Origin of the sequence: Frondihabitans peucedani, from assembly GCF_039537585.1 — a bacterium.
Taxonomy (GTDB): Bacteria; Actinomycetota; Actinomycetes; order Actinomycetales; family Microbacteriaceae; genus Frondihabitans; species Frondihabitans peucedani.
Genome location: NZ_BAABAU010000002.1, coordinates 23738 through 36869 on the forward strand (window position 1 = coordinate 23738; position 13132 = coordinate 36869).

Sequence of the window (13132 nt, forward strand, 5' to 3'; positions counted from 1 at the left end):
TTACGCGGTGGCCGCGCCCGCTTCCATGGCCTCGTCCGTGTCGGTCACTTCGGCCTCCCACTGGGAGCGAATGTGCTGCATGTGCGTTTCCGGGTTCGAGCCGAATTTGAAGACGCAGTTCCCGGGACGGAGGTTCATCAGAACCTCTTGCGTGTCGGGGGCAAAGTTGAAGGTCTGGGTGACCCAGCGGGCGTCCTCATCGCGGTCCTGCCGGTACGCGTAGATCGTCTGTGCTTCTTGGACGACGGTGTAGCCGGGGCTGTCCGGGGGAATGTCGGTGCCCTTGTGCATCACGAACACGTTGGAGATACCGAGGGACCGGGAGAGCTTCTGGTTCGACTTCACGAGCCGGGACGAGGGGCCACCGATCATGTGCCAGCCCTCCTCGTAAACCACGTTCGTGATGAAGCCGCGCTCCTGCCGGAGCCGCCCCATCAGCCACATGTTCCCGATCGCCATCACCGTCGGCACGGCCGGGCCGTCGTCTGGGAGCTGGGAGACGTCGAACGTCGTGAGCTTCTGGCTCAGGTCGACGTCATTGGATGTTTCGCCGTCGAAGGTGCCGGCGAAGTCCTCGAGGAGGTCATCAAGGGCGTACTGGATCGTGAGGCCGGCCTGGTGGAACCGGTCGGCGGCTTTCTTTGACAGGTCCTTGTCCTGGGGCACCTGGCCGAGGAACGGCAGCAGGTCCGCGGGGGTCGGCACGCGGCCGTCGTCGAACGAGGCGAACGCCAGCTGAAGGGCGTACCTGGTCGCTTTCCGCTCCCACACCGTCGACGGGGTGTCGTCCCGGACGATGCGCGCCACAGCGTTCACAAGAGCGCCCTGTCCTCGAAAGCCCGTGCCACGGACAATTTCAGGGTCGAGGAGGTTCAGGCGGGTGCCTGATCCGTCCGGGTTGAACAGCAAGTGGGTCCCGCCCATGCGCTGGACGACGCCGGTGTATTCACCCACGCCGCCCTGGTCCTTCTTGTCGAACACGACTGCGCGGTGCTTGTTCAGCAGCAGCGGCCGGATGACCATGACCGTCTTCGTGAAGGACGACTTTCCCGCGCCCACCGTGCCGAGAAGGAGCACGTTCGGGCTCGTGAGCTCGCGCGGCTGCATGTTGTAGGCGGTCGGGGCGTCGTGGCTGATTGACGTCGAGGAGAGGTTGTCTCGGCCGTTGACGACACCGCGGAACGACGTCGGAGCGCCGATGATGCCCGTGTTCAGAATCTCGGCCTGCCGGGTCGTCGTCGGAGCGCCCGAAATCGTGGGGGCGTACCACCCGCGCGACGCCGACCCGGCTGAGGACCGCAGGCGAGAGCCCGGCAGCTCGAACGGCGACAGGTCCAACGACCGTGCGACCGGGCGATCGCCCTGACCGGGTGCGTCCTCCTCGCCCGTGATTGCCGGGGCCAGGGCCTCCGGGGGCACGAACACGCACAGCAGCGGAATGCTCGCCAGCCGGGGCCGGCGCTTGGTCTCCACCACCGCGGCGCGTGCGCCCCGACGAGTACTGTCGGCCGGCGTCTGCGCGGCTGTGGTGTTGTCCTGCGTCGCCTTAGTGAGGGGGGCGTGCTTGCTCATGAAAGTGCTTCCTTTTCGCTCCGACCGGCCAGACGGCCGATCGCACGCGTTGCCAGAGAGGGAGAGTCGGGGCGCAGGCCCCGACCAATGGGCCAGGTGGTCCCAGAGGCGGCCGCCTGGAAAGAGTCCTGCCAGTCAAGGAAGTCAATCCCAAGCCCGGTCGCGCACGCCTCTTCAAGCTGCCGTGACGCCTGAGCAAGGTCTTCCCGCGTCGGCGCCGAAATGGTGATGTAGCCGACCCAGGACGCGCCGTGGTGGTGCGAGCCCGCTTCGAGGTCTTTCGCGCGACGCTGGGCGGCCGACATGCGGGTGGTCGAGTCGTCCGACACGAGCCGGCCCTTCTGCTGCTCAGCTACGACGCCGGCCATGTCGCGCACGACGTCGGCCCGGGCGGCTGCTTTCGCCTGCCCGGCCGGGATGAGGTGCATGTGGAACGACACCGAGCGGACGAACGTCAGCTCACGGCCCACGAGAAGGTCGAGGCACCACAGCGGAGAGCGGCCGGCGACGGCCAGGTTCTCGCCGTGGATCGCCGCGGTACGATGCCACCACGTCACCCCGGGAGCGTCCTCGATTGGGTCGCCGCGGCGGAGGATCGTCGGGTCGTAGGACTCCACCACGTGAGCTGAGAACTCATCGTGGGAGGCAAGGCCCACGTCGCGGAGCGGGTTCACCGGGCCGGCCAGGTCAATGGGCATGTTCGGGTTCTGCTGGTGCCGGATGACCGCCACCGTCTGCTTCGCCGTGAGCGGGCGAACGGTCCCCATGCGTGCGTCGACCAGACCACGAACGGTCGCCACGATCTGGTCCGCCATGAGGGCCCGCCAGGCGTCCCGCCCGGACCCGAACTTCGCGGCCGCGTCCGTGAACTTCTGGGTTAGCGGCCAGGACACCACGACGTAGTGCCGCTGCACCATGGCGTCCTGGCTGGTGAGCTGGATGACTTCGCTATACGAACGCTTCTGAGCCTCGTAGGAGGCAAGGCGGATCGCATGCAAAGCACGGTCCTCATCAGTCGGCATATCCCCGAGGACAGGGGCGCTCTCCATGCGCTCTAACACCCACCGATCCTGCATGGCCGTGTCGGGCGGAAGAACGCGGGTGAGGGTCTGCACGTCGCTGATCAGCGAGGCGGGCGACGCGCGGCGTGCCAGGAACCGGCCCCAGCCGGCCGCCGCGCGGGTGAGCGCGCCGGCCGACTCCATCCCGCGAATCTGACCAGAGACCGCGAACGCGACCGAGAGGTAGGGCTGCTGTCCCACGGGGGCGTGCCAGGCGATACCGGGCGTTTTGGAGCTGTACTGCAACCAACCCATGCCGTCTGACCCGTCCGGGTTTGCCCGCATCTGGCGGAGGAGCTTGGCTGTCTCGGCTTGCTCTTTCTTCGTGGCCTTGGCCGCCTGCTTCTGCAGGCGGTCCCACTCGGCGTCATCGAACGGGATGAACGTGTCGGTCCCGAGGCGCTGCCTCGACTTCCAGCGGGCCCGCTTCGTCCGGCGCTGCAAGATCGTCCCGCGGTGCGTCGTGGCCGTGACGAGCATCGTCACGCCCACCCCGGCCGCAGCTATGAACAGGACCGGCAGGCCGCCGCCGAAGGCGACGCCGATCATCCCGCCACCAATGAAGATCGCCATGGCGATAATCCGGGGCCGCGACGCGGTGCCACCAAAGAACGACCGGTGCCCCGACTCCCCACCGAGGTAGCGGACGTAAGGAGGTTTTTTAGTCTCGGTGTGACTCATGGGCCCGGTCCCTTCCGTAGTGCTCCTCGTGATCCACGACCGGTTCGACCGCGGCAGCGCCCACCGAGTCACCGATCTTCTTCGTCGTGTCAAAGCTGGCCTTCGCGCCGGCAGCGATCATCGTCGGAATGCCGATCGCTGCACCAATGCCCGTGCTGGATTCGGCCGCTCCTGCGGTCGTAGCGCCGCCCTCTGCGGCCGCAGCGCCGCCGCCCGCGGCACCCGCACCGGCCCCGACCTTTGCGCCCGCAGAAGCCGTCTCAGCGCCGTTGGACGCTGCTGCTGCCTTGCTGCCCGCCGAAGCGGTGTCCGGTGCGGCCGAGCCGGCGTCGGCCGACGTCGTGCTCGCAGGCGAGCCCTTTGAGCTGGTCGAGGAACCAGCCGAACCGCCGCCGCCGCTGCCGCCGGCCCCGGAGTCGCCGTACTTCGCGTCTGCCTCTTGCATCGAGGAAGACCCGATCATCGGGCCCGCCGGCGCACCGCCCGCGCCACCCATCGGGAGCACGGGCGCGAACTTCGTCAGCAGTACAGGCGAGAGGCCCGCAAGGACGAGCGACAGGATCGACACCACGAGAGTCACGGTGCGTTCCAGGGTCGGGGTTTTGGAGAAGACGTCGACGCTGGACGAGACCATGCTGTAGGCGATCGCAAGCATGAAGAACAGCAGCGGGTGAGAAGCCAAAATGCCGAACCAGAGGTACGCGATCTTGGTGCCAAACTTCCGCTTGGACTTGTCGATGATCCAGACGAACCCGAGCGGGAACAAGACACCTGTGAAGTACAGGGTGATGAGCTGCACGATCAGGATCAGGACCACGATCAACAGGCCAATGATCATGAAGAACATCAGCAGCGCCCCCACGATCGCTCCCCCGGCAAGGCCCGCCCCGTTGTCCTTCGCGGAAAGCATCTTTGAGAACTTGTCGACGATCGTTTGCGACGACGAGTTGATCCCCCACGAAATGAGGGAGTCCGACAGCGCGCCGAAGAACCGGACCAGGAAAGACCCGAGCAACGGGCCGAACGCTGCACCGATCAAGAACAGGGGGGCGTAGAGCCCCAGCGATTCCGCAAGGTCACGGCCGGACTGCTGGCCGCGTGCCGTCCGCACCACCTGGGGGATGATCAGCGCCACCATCACGAAAATCGCCAGAGCGAACGAGACCTTGTAGGCGTTGATGAACCAATCCGCCGTCAGGTCCGGCAGGGTCGCTTTCGTGATGGCGGGCATGATTGTGTCGGACAGGCTCTTGGCCCCGTCCTGCAACATGTTGAAAGTGTTGCCCGCCGGGTCCGACCAGAAATCAGCAATGCCCTTGGCCGTGTTGACTGCATCACCCACGCCGCTAGCGGCGTTTCCAATGGCTTTCCCACCGCTAACGATCGCGCAGCCCACCGGGCTCACGGCGCAGGCGACGTCTCCGGCCGCCGACATCAGCAGCCTCCCGTATATCGAGTACCGCCGTTGGCCAAGACGGTCTGATCGGGGACGATGCTCTTTTCGATGCGCCAGGCACCGTTCTCCCAATCCATGACGAATCCGCTCACGGTGGTCTTGGTGGGGCTCAATGCCCCGTCGATGACATAGCCAACGGCGAAGGTGACGTAAACCTGGTTCGACGTCGAGTGCTCCGTAACGCGCCAGATTCCGTTAGTGGTCGACACGTGGAACGACGTCCCCGGGGGGACTTCCCCGGCCGCGAGTTTGTCGCCGGCCCTCTGATACGCCCCGGCGAGGTCTCGATAAGCCACGGGGCTCGTGATCGCCATGATGCTCTTCGACACGGTGTCCGCGTCGGAGGCATTAGGCGTCGGGTACTGCCAGAGCCAGCGGTAGAACGACGTCGCAACCTCGACAGCCCCGTAAGTGCTGTGCTTAGCCGCCTTCTGCGCTGCCAGGACCATTGGCGCGTCGCGGTCTTGGCCTCCGAGGCAGCCCGTGGGGGCTTCGTCGTTCTCGTTGTCGCCGCTACCGGACGTGCCCCCAGTCGGAATCGACGTGACGGCCGGAGCGGGCGCGCTGGTGGTGATGGTCGCCGTAGGTTGGTTGTTCCCACGGTTGGTCGCGTAGACGATGCCGCCACCCACCGCGACCACGACGACCGCGGCCCCGATGACGATTGGCCACCGAGAACGGCCGGATGCTGAGTACATGCGCATGGTTCATCTCCCCTGAGAAGTTGAGTGGCGGGTGGGTTAGGTGGCGAAGGTTAGGATCGCGCCGACAACGAGCGCCAGAGCAGCCAGGACGCCGAGAGAGACGCCAGCCCAGAGGGCATTTTTTCGACCGACCGCGTGGGCCTGAGGGTTCGGGTTGACCTCGCCCGATGCACCGGCCATGCCGACGATTCCGATCACGAGGTAGACGATCGAAATCAGGATGCCGATGCCCCAGATCGCGGTAATGGCCTTCTGCCAGAGCTGCGTGAACTTCGTTCCACCGAACGAAAAATCGGGCACGAGCCCGTCGAGAGGGTTGTCCACCGCAGCGACGAGCTGGTGAGTGTGGAGGGCGGTTGTGGCGAGCAGATCAAGCATGGGTGGGTCCTTTTCAGCGTGCGGTGGAGACGATGGTTTGGAGCGAACGGACGACGCCCGCGGCCGCAGCGGCCAAGGCGTCTCGAGTGGAGGGAGCGAGCTTGCCGACCGTGAGCTGCCCGCGCTCGGCAATGTGGGCGTCGTAGGGGACCTCGTGGCGCTGAGTCACCCCTGCGTCGTGGAGGAGGCGAGCAACTTCGTCGGCCACGGCCGCGTTCTCGGGGCGGCCGTCCTTCAGCCGAACGACGATCGCGTTCTCCGCGAGGGCCTTGGAGTGGGCGTCGCCGGCACGGAGGACGTTGAGCACCTGAATGGCTTGCACCACGGCGTCGCCGGAGTTCATGACCGGCACGACCAGAATGTCGGCCACGGACGCCGCTCCCTGGAACGCGGAGGACGTGGGGACGTTGCCCGAGTCCATGACCTCGATGCCGTAGAACTCCCCGATCTTGTCGGAGACCTTCACCACGTCTTCGAACGTCAGAGCGGGACGGTCCTCGGAGACGGTGCCGAAGACCGTCGCGAACGAGGTTTGCGGGACGCCGTAGCCCATGAGCTGCCCGGCGCTGGTGATGGTGTCGGCGTCGCGCACCAACTCACCAAGGCCGATCAGGGCATTCCCCTCGGCCCGGTAGTTGAGCGCTCCCGGGTCGTCGGAAACTTCCCAGATCGCCACCGAGCCGCCACGGATCGCCGCAATGACCCCGCCGAGAAGAATCGAGGTCGGGGTCTTGCCGACGCCGCCTTTCTTGTTCGCTACGAGAATGCGCACGTGCCGGGTCCAGGTCGCCTGACGGATGATCGTCTCGTTCGCCAAGCAGCGCGCCTGGTGCTCTTGCTCGGCCAGCTCGGCCGGGCTAGGGGCCATGCGGAACAATCCCCGCAGCCCCTTGCTCGACTTCACCGGAGCTGACGAAGTCGCGCTGAGCCCGGAGGCCGCTCCCCCAAACAGCACCGACAAGCTCTCATCCCGCGACCTCGCCACGGGCGCTTCGGCCGGCGTTGACGGTGCCGGGGGCACCGCAGCCAGAACCGGCTCAGGACGTGGCGGCGCACCTTCGGGGCGCACTGGGCTCTTCGGCATCGGCGGCAGCTTTGGCAGCCCCTCAGTCGGCGTCTCAGCCTTCACGCGTCGCTCCAGGTGCGGCGTGATGGACGTTGTGTCTTCCTCGATGTAGTCGCTGGCGCGCGCTGCCCCGCCGAACACCTCTTCCGGTGTGTTCGAGTTGATGTCACTCATTTCGTTCGTCTCCTAGCATCGTGCCTAAATCAGTTGAAGGAATTAGCAGCCCATCCCCGACTCTCCAACTATCACTGCAAAAAACCCACGCAATTTGAGGTCAAGTCGTCAAGGCCAGCAAATTTGAAGCAACGGCCGGGGAAATGGCATAGCTATCGCTGACGCCCGAAGGGGCGTCAGTTGTTTGAAGGCTGCGAGATCCCGGGTTGAACTATGGAAGTCGCAATTGAGACTGTGACTGTGGCGGGGTTATGTCAGCAGCGGACGGGTGTGGCCTCTCGATTAGCGCCACAATTGGGCGCATGCCGAGGCCCGAGAACCTGATGAGGCACACTCCCGATGAGGTCGCCCATTTTCAGGAGATGCTGACCTCGCCCTCGCGTGTCCTCGTGCTTCGAGCTCTTTTGCAGGAGCCCCGGACCGTTGCGGATCTTTATGACGTTGTGAAGCCGTCGATGAGTAAGCCGTCGATGTTCAACGCCCTGGCTGAATTGCGCGATCGCGGTTACACGGAGGATGACGCCCCGGAGGGCACGCGTCGACGTGGTCCCGGCGTCAAACACTGGGCCAAGCAAAGTGTTGTTACGAGGGAGCTGGCGCAGCTCCTCGAGTACTTTCTCGGCTGACCGTCCGTCTCCGCCTCGCCGATCAATAGGCGACGGCATGGAATCCTCCGTCTGCGTAGATGACGGATCCTGTGGTTGCCGGCAGCCAGTCGGACAGCAGCGCCACGATCGACCGGGCTACCGGGCGGCTGTTGGTGCTGTCCCAATGCAGTGGCGCTCGGCTCTCCCACATGCCGTCGACTTCATCGATGCCTTCGATCGCTTTCATCGTGAAGGATTCAATGGGTCCTGACGCCACGAGGTTGCAGCGGATGCCTCGTTGGCCGTAGTGGTGGGCTAAATATTGATTCGTGGACTCATAGGCGGCTTTGGCCACGCCGGCCCAGCCATACACAGGCCAGGCCACGGAACCGTCCAGCGTGCATCCCACGACGCTTGCGCCGTCGACGAGGAGCTTGTCGACTCCGCGCACGAGAGATTGGTAGGAGTACGCGGACACCTGAAAAGAGTGTGAGACGTCCTGCCACTCCGCACTCGCGAAGTGGTCTCCGACGACGGACGGGAAGCTCGCGGAAATGCAGTGGACGACGCCGTCGAGGTGGTCCGCGTGCTGGGCGACCTGGTCATGGAGCAGCCCCACGTCCTCCGGAAGGGTGGCGTCGAACTCAACAATTGGTGGCGTCGTTGGGAGGCGACGTGCGATCGCCTCCGTGATGCGGCGTCGCCGGCCGAAGGCCGTCAGGATGACCGTCGCCCCTTGCTGCTGGGCGACCTCGGCAGCACGGTAGGCAATCGACGTCTCGTTGAAGACCCCTGAGACGAGGATCGTCTTTCCTTCGAGGAGCCCCATCTCAGATCGCTCCAATCGAAAGGATCAGGTACCGGCTGGAGTCCCCTGCCTTGTCCACGCGCGCCGCCCGTACTCGAAACCAGTCGGTCGTCCCATCGGCGCGAAGAAGCTTGACGTCGAGCTGGGTCTCACCGTCGCTTTGGCGGGCCTGCTCGATGAAAGTCTCAAACTCGAGCCGGCCCTTCTCCGTAGCGAGAGCAGCGATGTCCCCCTCGAACGGTTCGTAGAAGCCAAGAAGCCCCCAGCTCGGAGACGTCATGAACGTGTAGGACTGCGCGCAATCCACGGCGGCGAAGGCCGTCTCCGACGCCAGCGCGAAGTAAGCCCGCGTGAACTCTGTCGGATCCACGACGTCGAGGCCAGTAGTCCGGTACGTGCTTGGCCGCTGAACCTCTCTGGTAAACCCGTAGGCGAAGTGCACGCCTGGCCGTCCCTCGATCGGTACCGCTGAGCCCACCAGCGACAGCTGCTTCTTGCCAGGGTTGGGTGTTCCCAATCGCGTGATGGCTCCAAACGTGAGGAGCTGGTGAACGTTGTTCCCCGCCGCCAACCCCGCGTCCACTGTGGTTTTTACCCGTGCCCGTTCCTCGTACGGCAATAGTCGGGTCAACCAGTCCCCCACCGGACCTCGTGAACTTTGCGACGCTGACTTCGGGAACTCATGCAGCTCATACAGGTTGTCGTCCCAGAGGGAAGACGTGTCACCCACGTTGTTTCCTGTGAGGTCCACGGTCCACTGCCAAGCACCAATCAACGGTTCCGGGGGCAGTTGCCTCCCCTCTTCCGTGTAGATCCCGTACGCGCCAACCACGCGCGACTTGTCGGGAGTGTGGATCGGTTTGACCCGCACGACGTAGCTCTCGTCACCAAACTCGGCCACCCGATCAACTGCGGAGCCATTTGAAAGGGCCTCGGTCAGCGCTGGCAGCAGCACCTGACGGCCGACCTGAGAAAGGTGGCGTCGAGGGCTCACCCCGTCAAGGTCCTGATTCCCAACGGCGAGCAGCGTTGTCGTGTCACCAAAACGGTCAAGGACGACCCACTGTCCGAGTGCGTTGATTTGTGATTCCGCCATGCATTCCGCCTTCCTTCTCTGGGACTCCCAGCGAAGGCGCAATGCAGCTGCACACCGGCGCCAAGCGCTTGAGAGTGTCCAGCCTGAGCCGCTATCCAGCGACCAAACTTACGAGGGGTCTACCCCCGCACGGGTCACAACGTAACAGATAATCGAGGCATGCATCAAAGAACACAGCCGCAGTCAGTCCTCGTCGTTGGAGCGTCCCGCGGCATCGGAGCTGCAACCGCCAAGCTCTTCGCGGAACGAGGCGATCTCGTCACCGGCACCCACCGAGGAACCGGAGTGCCGGCCGGCGTCACGGGCGTGGAAGCCGACGTCAGAGACGAATCCAGCATTCAATCCGCCGTGCGGACTGTGCTGGATTCGACAGGTCGGCTCGACGTCGTCGTGGTCAACGCAGGGATCACCCGGCAAGAACTCCTCGTCCGAATGACGGCGGAGAGTGCTCGGGAGGTATTTGAGGTCAACACCATCGGCTCGATGATGGTCGTCAAGCATGCCGCCAAGCTTATGAACCGCCAACGATCGGGTTCCATCGTTCTGGTCTCCTCGGAAAGCGCCCACACGGGAATCCCAGGCAGCAGTCACTACACCGCATCCAAGGCCGCGCTAGAGGGCTTCATGCGTTCGGCCATGTGGGAATACGGACCACGCGGCATCCGAATCAACACGGTGGCGCCCGGAACAACCGAAACCGACATGATCGCCCCACTCACCTCAGAGAACCGGGCGAAGATGCTCGCCGCAACACCCCTGGGTCGTTTCGCGGAACCAGAAGAAATCGCAGACGTCATCTACTGGACCGCACACAGCACCTTCCTCACTGGGGCCGTAATCCCCGTAACTGGTGGCGAGGGATTCGGCGCCTGACTCCGCATTTTCGAAGTTCGCTTTTCACGGCCCCAGACTTAAGGGTTTGCGAGGCGAATGACGTTGAGGTCACAACGTCATGAGGCAGGACACCTAAAGCCCGAACGGGTCGCCACGTCGGCCTTCGACCAGGGTGGCGTCTCGGAGCGCCGCTGGGCGCTCGTCACACACACCCAGGGCGTAGCAGCCGGAAGGCTCCTCGTCGTACTCAGTGCCTCCTCGGTCCGGCCTGGCCTCGGGTAGCTCGGCCATATCCAAGACGTCGTCGTTACGGCCACGATTGTCGACGACACGCGAGCGCTCCCGTTCCTGGACCCTACGCGACTCCCCCGGCGATCAGCCTCGATGCACACTGCGCGCGCGTCGTTGAGACATCAGCGCGACAAGAGTCCCTCAACACCGGCGCCCCGACAGGGCTGCGTCGTAGTGCGCGACAAGAGTCCCTTCAAACGCCTCGCCGCGCCGACTTATCCACAGTTTTGCTCGAGATCCAGGGTGCGACAAGAGTCCCTCGATTTACCCTTGCCGAGAGCCTGTGGATAAGGGACTCTTCTCGCGATTTGAAGGGACTCTGTTCGCGGTTGGAGGGACTCTGTTCGCGCTAACCGTGCTCCGCGAAGACTTGCAATCGGTGTCAGAACAAGGATCCGCGGGGGTGTGGATAACCCCTCCTGTACTTCCTCCTCGTAAAGCACCCTGTAAAACTGGCCGCTCTTAACGTGAGTAAAGAGGGGAGAAACAGCGTCCAAGTGGAGAACTCCAAAGCAGCAGGGATGAAGGAAGTGCACCTCGGAATGCAGGTTGCTCGCGAACCGGAAATGCTTCTGAGAGGCCCTGCGGGGCCTATTTGAGCGACTCGACCCCCGAAGTTCAAGACTGACTACACCGGGAGGATCAGAACGGCTCTGAGCGCTGAAATTGATGAGGTTCGCCTGAGGGACTCTTCTCGCGCTCACGATTTCAGGGACTCTTGTCGCGCTGAGGGACTCTTCTCGCGGGCCTCCACTCGCCCGTGCTCTTGAATGGGTTGTCAGCGGCGACGCCAACCGCCGATTGTTGCCAGGCGCGACAAGAATCCCTCGAGGCTGATGGGCCGTATGCCGAGGGATTCTTCTGGCGGTTCGTTCCGCAGCAGACATCAAGTGTGCCGGCGAACAGTCGGTGCGCGACAAGAATCCCGTGCGCGTCTCCGCGACAAGAGTCCCCTGATCACAGCAATGATATTGGCGGACTCGCAAGCACTGGTGTGCATGTAACTGGAGAGCCCGGTTATGCGCGACAAGAATCCCTCAAGAGAGCGCGACAAGAGTCCCCCACTCAGCCCCTCGTCGAAGCGTCACGCCCCACGGCTGAGCGCGACAAGAGTCCCCCGTCGCACACCGCCGCTGACGTCGACGTTCCGCCGCAGCATCGAGGGATTCTTCTCGCGCCGAGGACGCTAAAACCGGCCCGAGGGACTCTGCTCGCGGGCCGGTTCTGGCGAAAGTGACTCGTGTCGCGCCGGGCCTACTCGTCCCCGGCATCGGCCTCGGGAGGCTCGACGGCGCGAAGATTCCTTGGAGCCCCAGACGACCTCGGCGTCCGTACAATGCGGCGTTTCGCTGTCTGCTCAATCGGAGTCGGGCTCGGGTATAGGACGAAGTAGTCGGGCTCGAGCTCGTAGCGCAGACCCGGCATAATGATGGCGATGTCGCGAATGGCGCCTGCAAAGGCTGCGCGAAAATCGCGGAGTCGTTTCGTTTGGGACCCGAATTGCTTGTGCAACTCAGCCCACGCCATTTTCGTCGGGTACTCGATGCCGTAGAGCCGGTACCCAATCCAGACGTAGATGTCGAACGTCAGAGGCTTGGCACCAAGCGCCTGCAACGCGCCGGGGTCCACTGGTACCGGACGTTCGATAATGGACTCGTAGAACCTGTCCGAGAGGGTGACCTTCGAGGTGAACAGTCCCGGTTGTCCGGGCTGACGTAACTCGTCCTTCTCGTTGAACCACAGCTGTGTGCTGTCGGCAATCGGGAAGTACTCCTTCGAGTGGCCATACCCTGTTCCGTCAGCGCCGACGACGAGACCCTCGACACTGAGGCGGGAACCAAAGACGCGCTCCATCTGGTTCGCCAGCAACTTCCGGCTGTTCCCGCCAGCCTTGATCTGCAGCTTCTCCATGAATTCCTGCATGTCGTCGCCGAGCTCGAGGGTCGGTTTCCTGGTGCGAACCGCTTCCGTTGCCATCCAGGTCATGATGTGACGCGGGAAGATTCCGAACGGGTACGCGGCAGTGTCGTTGCCGGCACGGTCTGTGACGGCGGCCGGCTGGACGCGCAGGGTGATGTTCCCGTTCCGACGGACCCAGAACGGCACCTCCCCTGGATCCTTGTATGGCAGGGACACCTGCGCCCACACGCGGGCGGAGAACGCAATTTCGTCCGGCTGGCCCCCGTTACGTTCGAGAGAGCTCCGATAATCGATCAGCCGGACCTGATCCTTCGTCATCTCGAGACCGTTGAAGAAGCCTGCGGGAATCACCGGTTCGATGCGCGGTGCGGCTTCACCCAGGGAGCTGACCGCATTCGGCTCGTCGCCGTCCTCATGCCACTTGTCGCCGGTGTCGGCAGCTGCGTCGCTCGTCATCCTGGCCTCCCCAGGTCCAATATTGGATTCCGTGTGCGGCCAGCATGG

General features: G+C 64.1%; 11 protein-coding genes. 2 read left to right on the plus strand and 9 right to left on the minus strand.

Annotated features, from left to right (window positions below; genetic code table 11):
• From ABD733_RS11090 to ABD733_RS11115, 6 genes are all read right to left on the minus strand, one after another.
• Complete coding sequence (locus ABD733_RS11090) at positions 1–1572, minus strand: ATP/GTP-binding protein (protein WP_344796149.1); 1572 nt, start codon at positions 1570–1572, stop codon at positions 1–3.
• On the minus strand, positions 1569–3206 hold the full coding sequence (locus tag ABD733_RS11095; RefSeq protein WP_344796151.1) for a hypothetical protein: 1638 nt from the start codon (positions 3204–3206) through the stop codon (positions 1569–1571). Before ABD733_RS11095 ends, ABD733_RS11090 begins: the two co-directional genes overlap by 4 nt.
• An 88-nt stretch (positions 3207–3294) precedes the next feature.
• Positions 3295–4656, minus strand: coding sequence for a hypothetical protein (locus tag ABD733_RS11100; RefSeq protein WP_344796153.1), 1362 nt, complete (start codon positions 4654–4656; stop codon positions 3295–3297).
• Between the two features lie 92 nt (positions 4657–4748).
• A complete protein-coding gene (locus ABD733_RS11105) occupies positions 4749–5474 on the minus strand; it encodes a hypothetical protein (protein WP_344796155.1) in 726 nt (241 codons plus the stop codon).
• A 36-nt stretch (positions 5475–5510) separates the two neighbouring features.
• Positions 5511–5852, minus strand: coding sequence for a hypothetical protein (locus ABD733_RS11110; RefSeq protein WP_344796157.1), 342 nt, complete (start codon positions 5850–5852; stop codon positions 5511–5513).
• A 13-nt stretch (positions 5853–5865) separates the two neighbouring features.
• On the minus strand, positions 5866–7092 hold the full coding sequence (locus ABD733_RS11115) for a hypothetical protein (RefSeq protein WP_344796159.1): 1227 nt from the start codon (positions 7090–7092) through the stop codon (positions 5866–5868).
• A gap of 302 nt (positions 7093–7394) precedes the next feature.
• Here ABD733_RS11115 and ABD733_RS11120 point away from each other — a divergent pair, with 302 nt between their 5' ends.
• Positions 7395–7718 carry a helix-turn-helix domain-containing protein gene (locus tag ABD733_RS11120; protein WP_344796161.1) on the plus strand — a complete coding sequence of 108 codons (324 nt, stop codon included), beginning with the start codon at positions 7395–7397 and terminating at the stop codon, positions 7716–7718.
• A 22-nt stretch (positions 7719–7740) separates the two neighbouring features.
• On the opposite strand, the gene fabI is transcribed toward ABD733_RS11120, so the two are convergent.
• The gene (gene fabI, locus ABD733_RS11125) at positions 7741–8508 is read right to left on the minus strand and encodes an enoyl-ACP reductase FabI (protein ID WP_344796163.1); all 768 of its coding nucleotides are present in this window, start codon (positions 8506–8508) and stop codon (positions 7741–7743) included.
• Between the two features lies 1 nt (position 8509).
• On the minus strand, positions 8510–9583 hold the full coding sequence (locus tag ABD733_RS11130) for a hypothetical protein (RefSeq protein ID WP_344796164.1): 1074 nt from the start codon (positions 9581–9583) through the stop codon (positions 8510–8512).
• A gap of 159 nt (positions 9584–9742) precedes the next feature.
• On the opposite strand from ABD733_RS11130, the gene ABD733_RS11135 reads away from it, so the two are divergent.
• Positions 9743–10456 (plus strand): SDR family NAD(P)-dependent oxidoreductase, encoded by a 714-nt coding sequence (locus ABD733_RS11135; protein ID WP_344796166.1) that lies wholly within the window; start codon positions 9743–9745, stop codon positions 10454–10456.
• 1506 nt (positions 10457–11962) lie between these two features.
• On the opposite strand, the gene ABD733_RS11140 is transcribed toward ABD733_RS11135, so the two are convergent.
• The gene (locus ABD733_RS11140; protein ID WP_344796168.1) at positions 11963–13084 is read right to left on the minus strand and encodes a replication protein RepA; all 1122 of its coding nucleotides are present in this window, start codon (positions 13082–13084) and stop codon (positions 11963–11965) included.
• Between the last annotated feature and the right edge of the window lie 48 nt (positions 13085–13132).

Excerpts from the sequence above, each read along its gene's own strand:
- ABD733_RS11090 (WP_344796149.1), bottom strand. The coding sequence starts at position 1,572 with ATGAGCAAGCACGCCCCCCTCACTAAGGCGACGCAGGACAACACCACA.
- ABD733_RS11095 (WP_344796151.1), bottom strand. The coding sequence starts at position 3,206 with ATGGCGATCTTCATTGGTGGCGGGATGATCGGCGTCGCCTTCGGCGGC.
- ABD733_RS11105 (WP_344796155.1), bottom strand. The coding sequence starts at position 5,474 with ATGCGCATGTACTCAGCATCCGGCCGTTCTCGGTGGCCAATCGTCATC.
- ABD733_RS11110 (WP_344796157.1), bottom strand. The coding sequence starts at position 5,852 with ATGCTTGATCTGCTCGCCACAACCGCCCTCCACACTCACCAGCTCGTC.
- ABD733_RS11115 (WP_344796159.1), bottom strand. The coding sequence starts at position 7,092 with ATGAGTGACATCAACTCGAACACACCGGAAGAGGTGTTCGGCGGGGCA.
- ABD733_RS11120 (WP_344796161.1), top strand. The coding sequence starts at position 7,395 with ATGCCGAGGCCCGAGAACCTGATGAGGCACACTCCCGATGAGGTCGCC.
- fabI (WP_344796163.1), bottom strand. The coding sequence starts at position 8,508 with ATGGGGCTCCTCGAAGGAAAGACGATCCTCGTCTCAGGGGTCTTCAAC.
- ABD733_RS11130 (WP_344796164.1), bottom strand. The coding sequence starts at position 9,583 with ATGGCGGAATCACAAATCAACGCACTCGGACAGTGGGTCGTCCTTGAC.
- ABD733_RS11135 (WP_344796166.1), top strand. The coding sequence starts at position 9,743 with ATGCATCAAAGAACACAGCCGCAGTCAGTCCTCGTCGTTGGAGCGTCC.
- ABD733_RS11140 (WP_344796168.1), bottom strand. The coding sequence starts at position 13,084 with ATGACGAGCGACGCAGCTGCCGACACCGGCGACAAGTGGCATGAGGAC.